Source organism: Mesorhizobium marinum (genome assembly GCF_040813675.1).
GTDB classification, from domain to species: Bacteria; Pseudomonadota; Alphaproteobacteria; order Rhizobiales; family Rhizobiaceae; genus Mesorhizobium_K; species Mesorhizobium_K marinum.
The window spans coordinates 973,254-991,157 of sequence record NZ_JBFOCI010000001.1; the positions used below are offsets into that span (position 1 = coordinate 973,254).

18 protein-coding genes and 1 pseudogene are annotated in these 17,904 nt (G+C 65.6%); 12 read left to right on the forward strand and 7 right to left on the reverse strand.

What is annotated here, in order from left to right:
• Positions 1-30: 30 nt before the first annotated feature.
• Together ABUE31_RS04600 and ABUE31_RS04605 are read right to left on the reverse strand one after the other, a co-directional pair.
• Positions 31-1,011 carry a PDR/VanB family oxidoreductase gene (locus tag ABUE31_RS04600; RefSeq protein WP_367722307.1) on the reverse strand — a complete coding sequence of 327 codons (981 nt, stop codon included), beginning with the start codon at positions 1,009-1,011 and terminating at the stop codon, positions 31-33.
• A gap of 140 nt (positions 1,012-1,151) precedes the next feature.
• A complete protein-coding gene (locus ABUE31_RS04605) occupies positions 1,152-1,847 on the reverse strand; it encodes a hypothetical protein (protein ID WP_367722309.1) in 696 nt (231 codons plus the stop codon).
• 315 nt (positions 1,848-2,162) lie between these two features.
• Between ABUE31_RS04605 and ABUE31_RS04610 the strand changes: the two are divergent.
• The 4 genes and pseudogenes from ABUE31_RS04610 to ABUE31_RS04625 form a co-directional block, all read left to right on the forward strand.
• Positions 2,163-2,738, forward strand: a pseudogene (locus tag ABUE31_RS04610) (biotin carboxylase N-terminal domain-containing protein); the annotation flags it as partial.
• Positions 2,739-2,867: 129 nt separating this feature from the next.
• Positions 2,868-3,299, forward strand: coding sequence for a potassium channel family protein (locus ABUE31_RS04615; protein WP_367722310.1), 432 nt, complete (start codon positions 2,868-2,870; stop codon positions 3,297-3,299).
• Positions 3,300-3,372: 73 nt separating this feature from the next.
• The gene (locus tag ABUE31_RS04620; RefSeq protein WP_367722311.1) at positions 3,373-5,379 is read left to right on the forward strand and encodes an acetyl-CoA carboxylase biotin carboxylase subunit; all 2,007 of its coding nucleotides are present in this window, start codon (positions 3,373-3,375) and stop codon (positions 5,377-5,379) included.
• Positions 5,379-6,044 carry an HAD hydrolase-like protein gene (locus ABUE31_RS04625; protein WP_367722312.1) on the forward strand — a complete coding sequence of 222 codons (666 nt, stop codon included), beginning with the start codon at positions 5,379-5,381 and terminating at the stop codon, positions 6,042-6,044. Before ABUE31_RS04620 ends, ABUE31_RS04625 begins: the two co-directional genes overlap by 1 nt.
• Here the strand turns inward: ABUE31_RS04625 and ABUE31_RS04630 are convergent.
• Entirely contained in the window at positions 6,034-6,912 is an 879-nt protein-coding gene (locus ABUE31_RS04630) for an ATP-binding protein (protein WP_367722313.1), read from the reverse strand. The genes ABUE31_RS04625 and ABUE31_RS04630 overlap by 11 nt on opposite strands.
• Positions 6,913-7,085: 173 nt before the next feature.
• Between ABUE31_RS04630 and yajC the strand changes: the two genes are divergently transcribed.
• From yajC to ABUE31_RS04650, 4 genes are all read left to right on the forward strand, one after another.
• The gene (yajC, locus tag ABUE31_RS04635) at positions 7,086-7,421 is read left to right on the forward strand and encodes a preprotein translocase subunit YajC (RefSeq protein WP_367722314.1); all 336 of its coding nucleotides are present in this window, start codon (positions 7,086-7,088) and stop codon (positions 7,419-7,421) included.
• An 86-nt stretch (positions 7,422-7,507) separates the two neighbouring features.
• A complete protein-coding gene (gene secDF, locus ABUE31_RS04640) occupies positions 7,508-10,060 on the forward strand; it encodes a protein translocase subunit SecDF (RefSeq protein WP_367722315.1) in 2,553 nt (850 codons plus the stop codon).
• Between the two features lie 5 nt (positions 10,061-10,065).
• Complete coding sequence (locus tag ABUE31_RS04645) at positions 10,066-10,455, forward strand: Mth938-like domain-containing protein (RefSeq protein WP_367722316.1); 390 nt, start codon at positions 10,066-10,068, stop codon at positions 10,453-10,455.
• Between the two features lie 16 nt (positions 10,456-10,471).
• Entirely contained in the window at positions 10,472-11,287 is an 816-nt protein-coding gene (locus ABUE31_RS04650; RefSeq protein ID WP_367722317.1) for a phytoene/squalene synthase family protein, read from the forward strand.
• Positions 11,288-11,341: 54 nt separating this feature from the next.
• On the opposite strand, the gene trmFO is transcribed toward ABUE31_RS04650, so the two are convergent.
• A complete protein-coding gene (trmFO, locus tag ABUE31_RS04655) occupies positions 11,342-12,778 on the reverse strand; it encodes a methylenetetrahydrofolate--tRNA-(uracil(54)-C(5))-methyltransferase (FADH(2)-oxidizing) TrmFO (protein ID WP_367722318.1) in 1,437 nt (478 codons plus the stop codon).
• Positions 12,779-12,863: 85 nt separating this feature from the next.
• Here trmFO and ABUE31_RS04660 point away from each other — a divergent pair, with 85 nt between their 5' ends.
• On the forward strand, positions 12,864-13,475 hold the full coding sequence (locus tag ABUE31_RS04660; protein ID WP_367722319.1) for a hypothetical protein: 612 nt from the start codon (positions 12,864-12,866) through the stop codon (positions 13,473-13,475).
• Positions 13,476-13,813: 338 nt separating this feature from the next.
• Here the strand turns inward: ABUE31_RS04660 and ABUE31_RS04665 are convergent, their stop codons facing one another.
• Positions 13,814-13,954: a DUF1127 domain-containing protein gene (locus tag ABUE31_RS04665; RefSeq protein ID WP_367722320.1), complete on the reverse strand. Its 141-nt coding sequence runs from the start codon at positions 13,952-13,954 to the stop codon at positions 13,814-13,816.
• Positions 13,955-14,183: 229 nt separating this feature from the next.
• Here ABUE31_RS04665 and ABUE31_RS04670 point away from each other — a divergent pair, with 229 nt between their 5' ends.
• Both ABUE31_RS04670 and ABUE31_RS04675 read left to right on the forward strand, forming a co-directional pair.
• Positions 14,184-15,299, forward strand: a complete 1,116-nt coding sequence (locus ABUE31_RS04670; RefSeq protein WP_367722321.1) for a DUF2157 domain-containing protein — start codon at positions 14,184-14,186, stop codon at positions 15,297-15,299.
• Positions 15,296-15,874 carry a GDYXXLXY domain-containing protein gene (locus ABUE31_RS04675; protein WP_367722322.1) on the forward strand — a complete coding sequence of 193 codons (579 nt, stop codon included), beginning with the start codon at positions 15,296-15,298 and terminating at the stop codon, positions 15,872-15,874. Before ABUE31_RS04670 ends, ABUE31_RS04675 begins: the two co-directional genes overlap by 4 nt.
• Positions 15,875-16,183: 309 nt before the next feature.
• On the opposite strand, the gene ABUE31_RS04680 is transcribed toward ABUE31_RS04675, so the two are convergent.
• Positions 16,184-16,933: a class I SAM-dependent methyltransferase gene (locus ABUE31_RS04680; RefSeq protein ID WP_367722323.1), complete on the reverse strand. Its 750-nt coding sequence runs from the start codon at positions 16,931-16,933 to the stop codon at positions 16,184-16,186.
• The gene (locus tag ABUE31_RS04685) at positions 16,930-17,514 is read right to left on the reverse strand and encodes an NUDIX domain-containing protein (RefSeq protein WP_367722324.1); all 585 of its coding nucleotides are present in this window, start codon (positions 17,512-17,514) and stop codon (positions 16,930-16,932) included. The genes ABUE31_RS04680 and ABUE31_RS04685 overlap by 4 nt, the downstream gene beginning before the upstream one ends.
• 89 nt (positions 17,515-17,603) lie before the next feature.
• On the opposite strand from ABUE31_RS04685, the gene ABUE31_RS04690 reads away from it, so the two are divergent.
• Positions 17,604-17,864: a DUF982 domain-containing protein gene (locus tag ABUE31_RS04690; protein ID WP_437344067.1), complete on the forward strand. Its 261-nt coding sequence runs from the start codon at positions 17,604-17,606 to the stop codon at positions 17,862-17,864.
• The last annotated feature ends 40 nt before the right edge of the window (positions 17,865-17,904 follow it).

Here is a 17,904-nt window from a genome sequence, read left to right on the forward strand (position 1 = left end):
TTAGGGGCTATCGTCGTGGGTATTACTCTCTCAAAGATCGAGCACCAGCGTTGCCGTCCTGGACCTCGATACGCAGGGCAGGACCACGTCGCCCGCTTCGCGCTGCTGATCGTTGAGAATGTCGTCATTGTGCTCGGGGATGCCGGCGAGCACGCGCACGAGGCAGGTGCCGCAGATGCCGGCGCGGCAGGAATTGGTGATGGCGCAGCCCGCATCCTCCAGGACGTTGAGCATGGAGCGGTCTGCCGGCACGACGACACGCCGGCCGGACCGGGCGAGCTCGACCTCGAATGCGCCGGGATCGAGCGGCGTCTGGCGCTCGGACGGCGCGAAACGCTCCTTGCGCAGGGCTCCCGACGGCCATGACGCGCACCGGTTCTCGACCGCTTTGATCAGGGGTTCCGGCCCGCAGCAATAGACGACGCGTCCCGGCTCGTGGGCGGTCAGGCAGGCATCGAGATCGAGAAGCCCGCATTCGTCCTCCGGGCGGAGTTCCAGCGTGCCTCCGGCGAGTTCCGCGATCTCTTCCTTGAAAGCCATCGAACGGGCGGTGCGGCCGCCATATAGCAGGTGCCATTCGGCGCCGCGCGCCGACAGTTCTGCGAGCATGGGCAGGATCGGCGTGATGCCGATGCCCCCGGCGATGAAAAGATAGCGCTCTGCCGTATCGAGCGGAAAATTGTTGCGCGGATGGCTCGCCACAAGCCGGTTTCCGGCCCGCAGTTCTGAATGGATATAGCTGGAGCCGCCGCGGCTTGCCGGCGCGAGCAGCACGCCGATCCGCCAGCGGCTGTTGTCGGCGGGGTTGCCGCAAAGCGAGTATTGCCGCGTCACGCCGTTGGGCAGGATGAGATCGATATGCGCTCCGGGAGACCAGCCCGGCAGCGGGCCGCTATCGGCTTTCGCAAGCGTGAGCGCCACAACGCCGTCCGCCACGGAGACGCACTTCTCGATCCGCAGCGAGAGCTGTTCGTCCGCATTCTGCGCGGGAATGATGGCTGCTTGGTTCATGGCAGACGGCCTTTCGGGTTCGTTCGAGCACACATCGGCTTCCCGCGCGCCACAGGCGGGGCGTCGGGACCGATGACGGGTCTTCTTGTCATTGCGTTCCGGCCGAAACGCTCGGGCGCGTCGCGGCCGGAATTCCCGTCTCAGGCCGCGCGCATCGTCGCCGCGACCACCTCGGGCGTGAAGGATTTCCAGGCGATGTCACGCATGCCGCGCATGGCGCGGAGGATTTCCTCGCGGTCCTCGTCGGTCTCGGCATAGGTCGAGAGCACCTGGCGGCCGAGGCCGGTGTGGAACTTTTCGTCGATCTCGATCTGCTTGTAGATCTTCACCACATCGGTGTGGCCGTGGCGCTCGGCGCCGACGAATGTCGGCTCGAAACTGCCCGAAGCGGAGGTTTCCGAGACGTACCAGGCGGCGATGGCGGCCAGATGATGACGGTCCATGCACTCCCAGAGGAAATTGCTCCACGGCACAGCGGCGACCGGAACGGAAGTAGGCACGATACCGCCTAGGGATTCCACGGCCTTGCCGAGGGCCTCGTAGTGCTCTGCCTCCTGAAAAGACTGCTTGGCGAGCAGCGTGATGTGGTTGCGCTGGAAGCGCATCCCGTAGCGCCGGATCTGCTCGTTCAGCAGGAACACATAGTCGATCTCGCGCCAGCAGCGCGTTTCCAGCCACGATGCCAGGACCGCATTGTTCGGATTCTCGGAGTATTTGTCGAAGAACGACTTGGTGGCGTCGCGTGTGATTTCTTCTACGCTCTCTAGAATTTCGTCGACCTCGGCGTCGATCGCTGCGAGACCATTTCCGCCCCTGACCTGTTTCGTATCAAGCATAGAATTTTCTCCTCTGTCTATGCCGTCATCAGAGTAGCTAACCCATTCAACGTCAATGATAATTCCTTTTAGAAAACCTGCGTCCATTTTTAGTTTGCCTAAATTACTGGCTTGGTCGGAAGGTGCCGAACCGGTCGATCTTGCAATGCCGGGCGCGGCATAGGCGTCGGGTCGTGCCGTCGGAAGGCGCCGCAGCGGCGAAGGTGATCCCCTGGGGGACAAACCGGGTTCGCGCCGATGCAGCCTGCGGTGTGCTTGAGCTGCGGCGAGAAACCCATACAGCAGGGAAAAACCGTCCCGGGGGAAACGCCGTTCATTTTCAAGAAGATCCTCACGGCCAATCGCGGTGAAATCGCCTGCCGCGTGATGAAGACGGCACGGAAGATGGGTATCGCGACGGTTGCCGTCTATTCCGACGCCGATGCCGACGCCGTGGATGTGGACATGGCCGGCGAGGCCGTTCGGATCGGGCCGGCGCCGGTCAGCCAGAGCCGCCTGATCGCAGACGCGATCATCGCGGCTAGCAAGCAGACGGGCGCCGAAGCGGTGTATCCCGGCTACGGATTTCTGTCCGAGAACGCCGATTTATGCGCGCGGCTCGAGGCGGAGGGCATCACCTTCATGGGACCGAAGGTGAAGGCCATCCAGGCGATGGGCGACAAGATCACCTCGGAGAAGATCGCGGCGGAAGCCGGGGTTTCGACGGTGCCCGGCTTCATGGGCCTGATTGAGGATGCCGAGCATGCCGCGAAAATCGCGGGCGAGATCGGTTATCCGGTGATGATCAAGGCGTCGGCCGGCGGCGGCGAGGGCATGCGCGTCGCCTGGAACGAGGCCGAGGCGCGGGAAGGATTCGAGCGGTCCAGATCGGAAGCCGCGTCGTCCTTCGGAGGGCGGTGCTTCTCCAATGCGATGTCCGCCCAAGGGTTTCAGGAAACGGATGAAGGTTCAAGTGCCGCACGGTCGCCCGCTTGATCTTCGCGCACCGCCGCGCGATGCATGGGGTCGAGAGGCGAGGACATGCTGGCAAATCTCCTGGCAGGAACCGCGGTGATCTCCGCGACCGTGATCATCCACCTGATCGGCCTCATCGCCGTGACGGACGTCACGGCGAGCGTCACGGGCCGGCTGAATCTCCACAGGCGGTGGATCGGCGTGATAAGCATGATCCTGAGCGTGCTCGGCATCTTCCTCGTGATGTCGGTCGAGATCTGGCTGTGGGCGGTCTTCCACTTCTTTTTTGGCGTGGTGCCCGATTTTGCGACCGCCCTGTATTTCTCGACGACGACATTCGCGACGGTCGGCTACGGCGACGTGATCCCGGCTGAGGAGTGGCGGCTTTTCGCCGCTCTTGAAGGGGTCAATGGCTTCCTGCTGATCGGCTGGTCCACCGCCTATCTGGTCGCCGCCGGTATCCGCATCGGGCCGTTTCGCGCGGGCGAGCATTTTTAGGCCGGCCACGCCGGCGGCGACGATGAAACACGGGCGCGCGCCGCCGCGGGCGCTGTGAAGACCGAGGGGACGCATGTTCGCAAAGATACTGGTTGCAAACAGGGGCGAGATTGCCTGCCGGGTCATGAAGACGGCAAGGCGGATGGGCATCGCCACCGTCGCGGTCTTTTCGGACGCTGACCGCGACGCGGTGCATGTCGAGATGGCCGACGAGGCCGTGCATATCGGCCCCGCGCCCGCGGCGCAGAGCTACCTGCAGGTAGAAAAGATCATCGCCGCCTGCAAGCAGACCGGGGCGGAAGCGGTGCATCCCGGCTACGGCTTTCTGTCGGAGCGGGCTTCCTTCTGCGAAGCGCTTGGCAAGGCGGGAATCGTCTTCATCGGTCCGAGGCCCAGGGCCATCGAGGCGATGGGCGACAAGATCGAATCGAAAAAATTCGCCAGCGCGGCGAACGTATCGACGGTGCCCGGCTTTCTCGGCGTCATCGAGGACGCCGGGCACGCGGAAAAGATCGCCGCCGATATCGGCTATCCGGTGATGATCAAGGCCTCGGCCGGCGGCGGCGGCAAGGGCATGCGCATCGCCTGGGATGCTGCGGAGGTCCGCGACGGTTTCGAGCGAGCGCGCTCGGAAGCGAAGAGCTCGTTCGGCGACGACCGTGTGTTCATCGAGAAGTTCATCGTCGATCCCCGCCACATCGAGATCCAGGTACTGGGCGACGCGTTCGGCAACGTCATCCACCTTGGCGAGCGCGAATGTTCGATCCAGCGGCGCAACCAGAAGGTGGTTGAGGAGGCGCCGTCGCCGTTCCTCGACGAGGCGTCCCGCCGCGCCATGGGCGAGCAGGCGGTGGCGCTGGCCAGGGCGGTCGACTACCAGAGCGCCGGCACGGTCGAGTTCATCGTCGACAAGGACCGCAACTTCTACTTCCTGGAGATGAACACGCGCCTGCAGGTCGAGCACCCGGTGACTGAACTCGTCACCGGCATCGACCTCGTCGAGCAGATGATCCGGGTAGCCGCCGGCGAGAAGCTCTCCATTGCCCAGGAAGACGTCAGGCTGAACGGATGGGCGGTCGAGAGCAGGCTTTACGCGGAAGACCCCTATCGCAACTTTCTGCCGTCGATCGGGCGCCTGACGCGCTACAGGCCGCCACAGGAAGGATCGTTCGGCGCCGCGATCGTCCGCAACGACACCGGCGTGACGGAAGGATCGGAAATCTCGATGTTCTACGATCCGATGATCGCCAAGCTTTGCACCTGGGCGCCGACCCGCGCGCAAGCGGTCGATGCGATGTCGGACGCGCTCGACGCATTCGTGGTCGACGGCATCCAGCACAACGTGCCGTTCCTGTCGGCGCTGATGCGCCACCCGCGCTGGCGCGAGGCGCGGCTGTCGACCGGGTTCATCGCCGAGGAATACCCCGACGGGTTTCACCCGATCGCGCCCGACAAGGAGGAGCAGGCGCTGCTTGCGGCGATTGCCGTGGCGACCGAGTTCGTCCGCCAGGAGCGCCTGGAGGGGCTCTCTGGACGCTTGAGGCCGTGTACGGGTCGGAAGCAAAACGACTGGGTGGTTCGAATAGGAGGCGACTACCTGACAGCCCAGGTCACCAGCGAGTCCCCGCCGACGGCCCTGGGCGTTTCGATCGACGGGGGCAGGGCTGTCGCGGTTGCGTCGGCCTGGAGGCCTGGAGATTCGCTGTGGCGCGGAACGATCGGCGACCGCGCGCTTACCGCCCAGCTCCGCCCACGCCTCAATGGCGTTCAGATGGCGTGGCGCGGCCTGTCGGTCGAAGCCTTCGTCATGGAGCCGCACGTCGCCCGCCTAGAGCGCCTGATGCCCAGGAAGGCGGCGGCGGACACGTCGAAGCTTCTGCTCTGTCCGATGCCCGGCCTGGTGGTCTCGATCGACGTCGCGGCCGGCCAGGAGGTCAAGGCCGGCGAGACGCTCGCCGTGGTCGAGGCGATGAAGATGGAGAACGTGCTGAGGGCGGAACGCGACCTCACCGTTGCCAGCATCAACGCCAGTCCCGGCGACAGCCTGGCGGTCGATGCCGTCATCATGGAGTTCGAATGATGCCGGCGCTCTCCCTGCTGTTCGATCTCGACGGCACGCTGACCGACCCCTTCGCGGGGATCGCGGGTTCGATGCGGCATGCGCTCAGCGCGATGGGGCGGAAACCGCCGCCACCCCAGGAAATGCGCCGCTTCATCGGACCGCCGCTGCAGTCTACGTTCCTGGAGTTGTTCGGCGAGGACGATCTGGCCGCGCAGGCGCTCGGGCACTACCGCCAGCGCTATGGCGAGGTAGGCAAGTTCGAGAACGAGCTTATTCCCGGCATCATCGACATGCTGCAGGCGGTGACCGATGCCGGACACCGGCTCTTCGTCGCGACGTCGAAGCTGGAGACCTATTCGGTCGACATCATCGACCATTTCGGGCTCGCCCGCTTCTTCCGGAGCGTCAACGGCTCGATGCTCGACGGGACGCGGGCCGACAAGGGCGACCTGATCCGGCATATCCTCGACACCGAGAATCTCGATCCCCGCCGCACCGTCATGATCGGCGACCGCCTGCATGACGTTCGCGGGGCCGCTCGGAACAAGGTACCGGCGGTTGGCGTCCTCTGGGGGTTCGGCGACCGCGAGGAACTGGAGAAGGCAGGTGCCGCGCGGATCGCGAGCAGCCCGGACGAACTGCCGGCCCTGGTAGCCGATGCGGCGGGCGACGTCAGTCCCTGAGCGGCCTGCCCAGCCGGCCGGCGAGATCCTGGGTGAACTGCCACGCCACGCGACCCGAGCGTCCACCGCGCGTGGTCGCCCATTCCAGGGCCTCGGCACGCAGCTGTTCGGGATCGACGTCGAGGCCGTGATAGCCTGCATAGGCGTTGATCATCTCGAGGTAGTCGTCCTGCGAGCACTTGTGGAACCCGAGCCACAGGCCGAAGCGGTCTGAGAGCGACACCTTTTCCTCGACGGCCTCGCCGGGATTGATGGCGGTCGAGCGTTCGTTGTCGATCATGTCGCGCGGCAGCAGATGCCTGCGGTTCGACGTCGCGTAGAAGATGACGTTGGCCGGCCGACCCTCGACGCCGCCCTCCAGCGCCGCCTTCAGAGACTTGTAGGAGGTGTCGTCGTGGTCGAACGAAAGGTCGTCGCAGAACAGGATGAAGCGATAGGGCGCGGATTTCAGCTGCGCCATCAGCCTGGGCAGCGTGTCGATGTCCTCGCGATGGATCTCGACGAGCTTGAGCGGCGCGGCGTCGTCTGGCCGCGTGGCGTTGATCGAGGCATGGACGGCCTTGACCAGCGACGATTTGCCCATCCCGCGCGCGCCCCAGAGAAGCACGTTGTTGGCCGGAAGGCCTTTCGCGAACCGTTCTGTGTTGTCGATCAGGATGTCGCGCACGCGCTCGACGCCGCGGATCAGCCCGATATCGACCCGGTTGACCCGCTCGACCGGCTCGAGCGCGGCCTGCTCCGCGGACCAGACGAAGCAGTCCGCCGCGGCAAGGTCGGCGGGCTTCGGCTGCGGCGGGGCGAGGCGGCTGACGACATCAATCAGCCGGTCGAGCTTTTCCGTCAGCATTTCCAGGGTCTTGTCGGTCATTTGGCAGTCTTTCGTCGCGGTGCGGATAGGGGTCGGGCAGGGGGCGCTGTACCATAGGGCAACCGGCCGGAAAAGCGCTGGGAGCGCCCCGATATGCGGTTGCAAACATAGCTTTAGGCTCTATATTCCGGCCACTTTCCGGGCCGGCTTGGGCCTTTTACCAGGAGCATTCTATGTTTGTGACACCCGCATACGCGCAGGGTACGGCCGCCGGTCCCGACATGCTGATCAGCATTTTGCCGTTTGTCCTGATTTTCGTGATCATGTATTTTCTGATCATCCGGCCGCAGCGCGCGCAGGTGAAGAAGCGCGGCGAGATGCTGGCGGCGATCCGGCGCGGCGATACCGTGGTCACCGGCGGCGGGCTGGTCGGCAAGGTCACCAAGGCATCGGACAACGAGCTGGAAGTCGACCTCGGTGGCGGCACCAAGGTGACGGCGCTGCGCTCCACGATCATGGACGTTCGGGTCAAGGGCGAGCCTGTCGCCAACCAGAACGCCCAGAAATAACCGCGATCGCAGCGGAAACGGCGTAGAGAAACAGGGCGATGCGGGAGTTGCCGGTCGCCTGCTTCGCCTGACACGGAAGACCGAAGATGCTCTATTTCTCGCGCTGGAAGACCATCTCGATCTGGGCGATCGTCGCGCTCGGCTTGTTGTTCGCACTGCCGAACGCGTTGCCGCAATCGTGGCTGTCGGCGATGCCGGACTGGATGCCGAAGCGGCAGATGACGCTCGGTCTCGACCTGCAGGGCGGCTCGCATATCCTGCTGCAGATCGAGCGGCAGGACCTTGCCGACGAACGGCTTGAAGCGACGCGCGACGATATCCGCAGCCTGCTTCGCGACGCGAGGATCGGCTATACCGGCCTGACCGGCGCGGGATCGTCGGTGCAGGTGCGCATCCGTGACGCGGGCCAGCTTGAAGCCGCGAAGACGGCGCTCGCGCCGCTGCTCCAGCCGATCGCATCCAGCCTGTTCGGCGGCGGCTCGGTCACCGAACTCGATCTCGACGAGCCGGAGCCTGGCGTCCTGCGCTACACGCTGACCGACGAGGGCATCAACTACCGGCTCGGCGCCGCGCTCACGCAGTCGATCGAGGTCGTCGGACGCCGCGTCAACGAACTGGGCACCACCGAGCCGATCATCCAGCGTCAGGGCAATGACCGCATCCTCGTGCAGGTGCCTGGCCTGCAGGATCCGCAGCGCCTCAAGGACATTCTCGGCCAGACCGCCAAGCTGACCTTCCAGATGGTCGACCAGACCATGCCGGTGCAGGAGGCGATCGAGGGCCGTCCTCCGGCCGGTTCGTCCGTTCTCTATTCGACCGACGACCCGCCGGTTCCCTATCTCATCGAGAACCGTGTCATCGTGTCGGGCGAAAACCTCGTCGACGCGCAGGCGTCGTTCGACCAGCGCACCAGCGAGCCGGTTGTTTCGTTCCGCTTCGACACCAAGGGCGCACAGCGCTTCGGCCAGGCGACGCAGCAGAACGTCGGCAAGCTGTTCGCCATCATCCTCGACAATCAGGTCATCTCGGCCCCGCAGATCCGCGAGCCGATCCTCGGCGGCACCGGCCAGATCTCGGGCAGCTTCAGCGTCGAGGGCGCCAACGACCTCGCGGTCCTGCTGAGGGCCGGCGCGCTGCCGGCGAACCTGACCATCGTCGAGGAACGCACAGTCGGGCCGGGCCTCGGCCAGGACTCCATCGACGCTGGCAAGGTCGCCAGCATCATCGGCGCGATCCTCGTGGTCGTGTTCATGGTGGCCGCCTACGGGCTGCTCGGCGTGATCGCCAACATCGCGCTCGTGGCCAACATCGCGATGATCATCGCGATCCTCTCCGTGCTCGGCGCCACGCTCACGCTGCCCGGCATCGCCGGTATCGTGCTCACCATCGGCATGGCCGTCGATTCCAACGTGCTGATCTACGAGCGAATACGCGAGGAGCGACGGAACGGCCGTTCGATCATCCAGGCCATCGATACCGGTTTCTCCAAGGCGCTGGCGACCATCGTCGACGCCAACGTGACGACGCTGATCGCGGCGGCGGTGCTGTTCTATCTGGGAACCGGCCCAGTCAAGGGCTTTGCCGTCACGCTGGCGATCGGCATCGTGACCACGGTCTTCACCGCCTTCACCTTCACCAGGTGGCTGGTCGCCGAGTGGGTCCGGCGCCGCAAGCCGAAGGAGCTGCCTCAGGGACTTATTACGCTGGTGCCGCCCGGCACGACGATTCCGTTCATGGGAATGCGGCGCTACACGTTCCTCCTGTCGTCGGTGCTGTCGGTCGTGTCGATCGTGCTGTTCATGAGCTTCGGCATGAACTACGGCGTCGATTTCAAGGGCGGCTCGCTGATCGAGGTGCAGTCGCGGGACGGGGCCGCCGACCTTGCGGATATCCGCGCGCGGCTGTCGCAGCTCAACATCGGCGACGTGCAGGTCCAGCAGTTCGGCGAGCCGAACGACGTGCTGATCCGCGTCGGCGCGCAGGAAGGCGGCGACAACGCCGAGCAGACGGTCGTCACCAAGGTGCGCGACGAACTGCAGGAAGCCTATGACTTCCGGCGCGTTGAAACCGTCGGGCCGACGGTGTCCAGCGAGCTTGCCACGCAGGGCACGATCGGCGTCATCGTCGCACTCGGCCTGGTGCTGATCTATGTCTGGTTCCGCTTCGAGTGGCAGTTCGCGGTCGGCGCCATCCTGGCGACGATCCACGATATCGTGATTACCATCGGCTTCTTCGTCATCAGCGGGATCGAGTTCAACCAGTCCTCGATCGCCGCGATCCTCACCATCGTCGGCTATTCGCTGAACGATACGGTGGTCGTGTATGACCGCATCCGGGAAGAGTTGCGGAAATACAAGAAGATGCCTCTGCCGCAGCTTCTCAACGCGGCCATCAACGAGACGCTGGCGCGCACCACGACGACGTCGCTGACCACGATTCTCGCCCTGCTGGCGCTGTTCCTGTTCGGCGGCGAGGTCATCCGCTCGTTCACGGCGGCCATGCTGTTCGGCATCGTGTTCGGCACCTACTCGTCGATCTTCATCGCCGCGCCGCTGCTGATCCTGTTCAAGTTGCGTCCTGATGCGCTCGACAAGGAAGACAAGGACACGCCGGTCGAGGGGAAGGCGGTAGCGACCTGACGCGCATGGCCGAGGGCATCGTCATCCGCAAGGCGCATTTCCCCGGCCGTGCCCCCCTGGACGCCTACGGTAACGGTGGCTTTCGCTTTGCCGACATGTCGCACCGCGGCTCGATCCTGTGCCTGCCTTCCGGCATCCATGGCTGGGAACCCGCCGATCCCGATGCACTGACGCTTGAGGATTTCGCGCGCGTGCTCGAACAGGCCGGCGATATCGAAATCCTGCTGGTCGGCACGGGAAGCGATCTGAAGCCGCTCCCGCCCGGCCTGGGGCAGGCCTGCCGCGCGGCCGGCATATCGGCGGATCCGATGTCGACAGGGGCGGCGGTCCGCACCTACAACGTCCTGCTCGCAGAGGACCGCGCCGTCGCGGCCGCCCTTGTCGCCGTCGAGTGAAAGCCGGCTGCGGCAGTTGTCGGAGCTCGTGCGGGCGTCCGACCGCGACCGCTACGTCGCGGCGCTCTATGCGCCTGAGGACCGGCGCGCGGATCTGCTCGCGCTGTTTGCCTTCAATGCCGAGACCGCCGGGATACGCGACCGGGTGAGCCAGGCGCTGCCCGGCGAGATCAGGCTGCAATGGTGGCGCGACGTCATCGAGAAGCAGGATGCGGCGGGCCATCCCGTCGCCGAGGCCCTGCTGCATGCGATCGAGCGCCACAACCTTCCGCGCCAGGCCTTCCAGAACCTGCTGGATGCCCGCATCTTCGACCTCTACGACGATCCGATGCCGACACGCGGCGACCTTGAGGGCTATTGCGGCGAGACGGCGAGCGCGCTCATCCAGCTTTCGTCGCTTGTGCTTGACGCCGACGCCGCGGCGGGTGCCGCCGAACTGGCGGGCCACGCCGGTTGCGCGCAGGCTATTGCCGGCTTGCTGCGCCAACTGCCGTTGCACCGCCGGAGAGGGCAGTGCTACGTGCCGAAGGATGTCCTTTCCGCGGCCGGAACTTCACCTGAGGAGTTTCTTGCCGGCGACGGCGGACCAGGCGGTCCGCGCGCCATCGCCGCCATGATCGCCCTGGCGCGGGAGCATCTTTCAGCTTTCGAGCGCGCCGCCGGATCGCTGCCCGAGAGCCTGCGCCCGGCCTACCTGCCGCTTGCGCCGGCGGGTGCGCAACTGGCGAAGATGCAGGGCAGGGAGGCGGACATGCTGAACGCCGCCGTCGATCTGTCGGCGTGGCGAAAGCACTGGCTGCTCTTTCGCCGGGCGACGGGGGGTTGGGGTTAGGAACCACCACGTGGGCGGGGCACGGTCTGCCGGATGACGGCTGGAACCGTTGTGCTATTCCGCGGCCACCGCCGCTTTCGACTTCTGCGCTGGAAGACCCAGCCACGAGCGGCAGTCGGCAAGCGCGCGCGCGGTGACGGCGCGGCGTTTCGCTGCGGCCTTGTCCTTGCCGCGGAAGCGCCCTTCGAAACCGTCCGGCTTCAGGGGCGCGCCAGGCTCCAGAGGTGGGAACAGGCCGAAATTGACGTTCATCGGCTGGAACGAGCGTTTCCCGGGCTCGTCGTCGGAGACGATATGCCCGCCGGTGATGTGGTTGAGCAGCGCGCCGAATGCGGTGGTCGCCGGCGGCAGCGGAACCGGCCGGCCGAGCCTCTCGGCGGCGGCGAAACGACCTGCAAGCAGTCCGATCGCGGCGCTTTCGACATAGCCCTCGCAGCCGGTGATCTGGCCGGCGAAGCGAAGGCCCGGACGGCTCTTCAGCTGCAGCGAACCGTCGAGCAGTGTCGGCGAGTTGATGTAGGTGTTGCGGTGCAGGCCGCCGAGCCTTGCAAATTCGGCATTCTCCAGGCCGGGGATGGTGCGGAAGATGCGCACCTGCTCGCCGTGCTTCAGCTTGGTCTGGAAGCCGACCATGTTGTAGAGCGTGCCAAGCGCGTTGTCCTGGCGCAGCTGCACCACGGCATAGGCCTTCACCGACGGATTGTGCGCATTGGTCAGGCCCATCGGCTTCATCGGGCCGTGACGCAGCGTTTCGGGGCCGCGTTCGGACATGACCTCGATCGGCAGGCAGCCGTCGAAGTAGGGCGTTCCTTCCCATTCCTTGAACTCGGTCTTCTGGCCATCGACCAGCGCCTGGACGAAGGCCTCGTACTGCGCCTTGTCCATCGGGCAGTTGATGTAGTCCTTCCCTGTGCCGCCCGGGCCGACCTTGTCGTAGCGCGACTGGAACCAGCAGACGTTCATGTCGATCGTGTCGAAATGGACGATCGGCGCAATCGCGTCGAAGAAGGCTAGCGCGTCCGCGCCGGTCTCCTTCGCGATCGCCCCGGCAAGCGACGGCGCGGTGAGCGGGCCGGTTGCGACGATCGCCAGATCCCAGTCCGCCGGTGGCAGTCCGGAGACTTCCTCGCGGACGATCTCGATCAGCGGATGCGCCTCGATCCTGGCCGTGACGGCGTCCGAAAAGCCGTCGCGGTCGACGGCCAGCGCTCCGCCGGCCGGCACCTGGTTGGCGTCGCCGGACGCCATGATCAGCGAGTTGGCGAGCCGCATCTCTGCATGCAGTAGGCCGACGGCATTGTTCTCGGCGTCGTCGGAGCGGAACGAGTTGGAACAGACGAGTTCGGCCAATCCCTCGGTCTTGTGGGCCTCGGTGCCGCGCACTGGCCGCATTTCATGCAGGACGACCGGCACGCCGGCCTCTGCGGCCTGCCATGCGGCTTCCGAGCCGGCGAGGCCGCCGCCGACGATATGGATGGGTTTCATGGTCATGCGCGTCGCAATAATGCCTTGACCGGGGCAATGCAATTGCGGACCCTTGCCGAGGGGCTCGATCCGACAATGCCGGAGGGCGCAGATGCGACGCAGCTTGAAGGGCTTTGGTGATTTGTGCGCGGCGGCGCTCGTCCTTGCCGTCTGCGGGTGGTCGCCCGATGCGCAGGCCGCGTCCGGGCCGGCGTCGAAGGCGATTTCAGTCTGCCACGGCTACGGATGCAGCTTCCGCTCGAAGCTTGTGCTCGGGCCGGGCGATTATTCGCGTATCCAGGCGATCATGCGCGCGGGTGCGCGTTCGCCCGCCGCGGAGCGCGCCGCGCTCAAGAGAGCCGTGCAGTATTTCGAGGAACGTTCGGCGCAGGTCATCGGCGTGCGCGACAACCCGAAGGCGGCATTCGGCGCGGCCCGGATCAAGGGTCAGATGGATTGCATCGACGAGTCGAGCAACACGACCGCCTTTCTCCACTACCTTGCCGGACGCGGATTTCTCAAATTCCACAAGGTCGGGAGCAAGGTGAGCAGGGGATTCTTCCTCGATGGCCGCTATCCGCACTGGACGGCGATCGTCATCGACCCTCGCGGCGTGCGCTGGGTGGTCGATTCCTGGTATGCGCCGACAGGCGGGGCGCCGGACATCTTTCCCTACGAGGAATGGAAGGTGCGTGGGGTCCTCCAGAGCGGTGCGCTGGACTGATCGTCGGCGCGCAGGCGATTGCGCGGGGCTCCGGCACGCAGAAGGCGCCTCCGGAAAAGACAACACCCGCCGGGGGAGGAGATCCGGCGGGTGTCGTTTTTGTGGACGGTTCCCCGGGAGGAGGTGAGGAACCGGCCTATCCGTCATCGCCGGGGAGGAGGTCGGCTTTGACGAAATTCCTTTCGCCGATTTTCAAAGGGGCGAAGCCTTCTGGGGTAACAACGCCCGCCGGGGGAGGAGATCCGGCGGGCGCCGTTTTGGCGGCCAGCGATCGGGAGGAGGTGAACGCTGGCCTCGTCCGTCAGGGTCGGGGAGGAGGTCGACCCTGCCGAAATTCGTCAGATCGCCTTGCGGGCGACTTCGCGGATGTTGCCGCGGGAAATGCCGAGGTCGTTCAGTTCGCGGTTCGAAAGGCGGCTCAGCTCGGTCACGGTTTCCCGGTAGCGGCGCCAGTTGCGATAGTTGCGGATCAGGTTCATGGTCGTCTCGTTTCGTCTTCGGTTCGTTCGTTCTCTTGGGTACGAAACATAGATAGGCGCGGTCGGCATTTTTGAAAATGGCTTTTGCTGCATGGCAGCAATGCAAATTGTGCAATGCAATATCCGAGCGCGTCACAGTTCGGGCGTAATCTGCCAAAGAATCACCGATTCAATGGTTTATGAGCTGTTCTTGAAATACCCCAAGTGGCCGCAGGCGTGAGGGAATAGCATGGCGAGTTACGCGACGCGGGTGCGGACGGACGCGGCCAGATGGGCAGCCGAGGGCATCATCGATGCGAAGGCTGCTGCGGCGATCGTTGCCGACGTCGAAGCTCACGACCGGAGATCGCTGAGTTTCGGATCCATACTGGCGGTCATGGCTGCGCTGCTCTTCGGGGCGGCGATCCTGATCTTTGTCGCGGCCAACTGGGAGGCCATACCCAGGCTCGCCCGGGTCGGGGCGCTGTTTGCCGTCATCGCATTCGGCTATGTCGGCGGGGCAGTGCTGAAGCTCAGGGACCACGCGGCGATCGCGGAAGCCGTGTGGCTGGTCGCGGCGGCGGCTTTCGGCGGGTCGATCGCGCTGATCGGCCAGATGTACCACCTGTCGGGCGACGAGACCGACGCCATACTGACCTGGTGCGCCGGGACGGCGGTTGCCGCGGCGGCCCTGCGGTCGGGGCCGCTGACGATCGCGGCGGTGACGCTCGCGGCAGCCTGGATGTTCCTGCGGGAAGTGGACTTCTGGCGCGACACCACCTTTCCGTACCACTTCCTCGCCATCGCCGCGGTTCTCTGGCTGATCTCCCGCTGGACCGGGAGCGCGCGGGCCCGGCACCTGCTGCTCCTGTCGCTCGTCCTCTATGGTGTCCTGCTGGCGGCGGAGACGGACATCCTCAGCGTGGCGCCGGTTCTCGCGGCTATATCGGCCGCCGTTTTCGGCGTTGCGATCGCGTTGCCCGGTGATGTCGAAAAGGTCGCCCGCATTGACGGCATGCTGCCGGTGCATGCGCTCCTCGGCTTCCTGACAGGCATGGCGTTGACACAGTTCGAGATCGGCGACACCGCAGGTCCGGGTTTTGCCATCGCTGCCGCGGCAACGCTGGCCGGAATCGTCGCGGCCGTCGTGCTTGCCGGTCGCGAGAGCCGGGGGCTGCGGTGGATCGCATATGTCGGCTTCGCCTTCGAACTCTGCCTGATCTATGTGGTGATGATCGAAGGCATGCTCGGCACCGCGGGCTTCTTCCTCGTCGCGGGACTGATCCTCGGCCTGTTTGCGCTGGTGGTCATCCGCATCGAGAAGCGTATGGCTGCGCCGCACGGCCTTCAGGGAGCTTCGTCATGAGTGGAAAGAAACTCATCGTCGCGGCCACGCTGCTGGCGATCGCCCAGATCGGCATCCTGTCCTGGATCATCGCCGGGCGCGCCGCGGTGCTGCGCAATGGAGCCGAAGTGCTCCTGAAGGTCGAGCCGATCGACCCCCGCGACCTGCTGCGCGGCGACTACGTCCGGCTGAACTACGAGATCAGGAACGTGCCCGTGAAGATCCTGACCAACGCGCCGGCCGGCGAGTTCGTCACGGAGGAGGGGCCGGTACTGCTGAGACTGGGCAAGGACGCCGACGGTTATTGGCGGGCGCGCTCGGCGACGCTTGGCGCGCCATCCGGTCCGCCGCCGGCGGGCGAAGTCGATATCCGCGGCTCGATTCGCGGCGGATGGACGCTGGGGCCAGACGCGATGCTCAGCGTCGAGTTCGGCATCGACCGCTACTACGTGCCGGAAGGAGACGGAGTGGCCATCGAGACGGACATGCGCGAAAGGCCCTTCGGCATCCTCGCCGCGATCGCCGCGGACGGAAAGCCGCAGATCAAGGCTCTGATGGACGGGCAGACGAGGCTCTACGAGGAACCGCTCTATTGAAGCCGGAGCGCCTGGATCGAAGACCGAAATCCCGAAGCCGGGACTCCATAGGCGGAAAAGCTTGTGCTATTGCATGGAAGGATACCGGAGGGAGGTGCGCCACATGCGACGAGTGCCTGGTTGGACGATGCTGCTGCCGTTGATCCTGCTCGCAGCGTGCCAGAGCAGCACCCCGCAAACCGGTTCGTCGCGCGCCGCAGGTACCCCGTGTCCGCCGCGCGTACAGGATGCAGGACAGTGCGGGACCGCCGGAATCTACTCGTTCCCCGAACTTGCCAGCGTCCGCTAGCGGCAGCGTCGGCACAGCACTCACGGTTGGCCGGACGCTAGCCGTCCGATAGGAATGATCTCGCGGGCTCCTGGCGTCCAGTCGGCGCCGGACCAGTCCCCCATCCAGCGATCCGCGACGAGACCGGCTGACTCGATCATGGCGGCCAGCGCTTGCCTTGGAGGGAAGGCGATCTCGGAGCGGGCGTGGAAGCGTCCGCCGGCGCCTTCATAGAAGGTGTCGTAGGCAACCACTCCTGTCGCCTCGTCCAGCCGGACATCGTTCCAGGCGGCAACCTCTCCCAGCACTCTATGCACGATCGTTCGTCGGGACAGTTCGGGCGTCCACTCCTGCCATTCCCGAGCCGCTGGTTCCCGGCTGTCGAAGATGAAGCGCCCGCCTGGAGAAAGGTGGGCGGCGACCGTCTCGATGACCGCCATCTGGTCTGCCGGCGTCAGGAACACCTGGAACGCATGGCCGGTGAGCAGGACGAGGTCGTAAGTCCGGTCGAGCCTGACTGTCCGCGCATCGGCCTCGACCCACGTGACGCGGTCGCCGCCGGCCCGCATCCGCGCAATGTCCAGCATGGCGCCGGCGGGATCGACGCCCGTGACGTCGCGCCCATTGGCAAGGGCCGCCGCAAGCTGGCCGGTGCCGCAGCCGAGATCGAGGACGCTTTGCGCGTCTCCCGCAAAGCGCACGCAGTAGTCGAAGTCGGCGCCGCCCTCGTTCTCGATGTCGTAGAACTGGACCAGCGCCGGGTCGCAATACAGCCGGTCTTCGGTCGTCATCGTCCCGACTCCAGCAATTCGAGCTTGAGTTGCTGCAGCAGCATGATCGTCTTGGCGTCGATGATCGCGCCGTCGCGCACCTGGCGCAGCGCCTCGTCGAGCGTCATTTCCAGCACCTCGATGTCTTCGCCTTCTTCGGCTGCGCCGCCGCCTTCGGAGATGCGGTCCGCCGGCGTGTAGTCCGCAAGGAAGAATGTAAGGCGCTCGGTGACGCTGCCGGGGCTCATGTACGGCGCGTAGAGGCGCCGCAGGCCGCGCAGTCGGTAGCCCAGTTCCTCCTCGGCTTCCTTGCGGATCGCCGTTTCCGGGTCGTTTTCGTCGAGCAGGCCGGCGCAGGCCTCGATCAGCTGCTCGGCATGGCCGGAGACGAAGGCCGGATAGCGGAACTGCCGGACCAGCAGCACGGTGCTTCGGCCGCTGTCGAACGGCAGGATGACGGCGCCGTCACCGCGGTCGTAGGTTTGCCGCACCTGCGTTTCCCAGCGGCCGTCGTTGCGCCGATAGTCGAATGTGGTCTTCGTCAGCCTCGCCCAGTCGTCCGACAGGAGCTCCACCGATTTCACGCGAATCCTGTCCTGCACCGGCTTTCTCCGTCCCTTGGGGCATGCCGACGTAGACGCGTTCGACCCTGTTCGCAACCAAATCGCGATGCGCGCGTTTGCCGCCGATGATGGATGAAAAGCCCTTCGACAAGCCGGTTACGCTCGAACTCGGCCGAATCGGCGATTTCAGGCGCATCGGCAGCACGCGCGAGGCGGTCGAGTGCCTCGTGACGGTCTGGCCGCTGAACCGCGGCGCGCGCCACCGCGACGCCGTCGAAACCTGCCTGAAGGCGCTTGACGGACATCGCTCGAGCGAAGACGCGCGCCGCGCGCTGATCGAAGCGGCGATGGAGTCCGACGTGCTGGCGCCGCAACGGACGCGTCATTGACGCCGAGTTGCCGTCGCGCTTCGCCTGCGGAGGAAGTCCG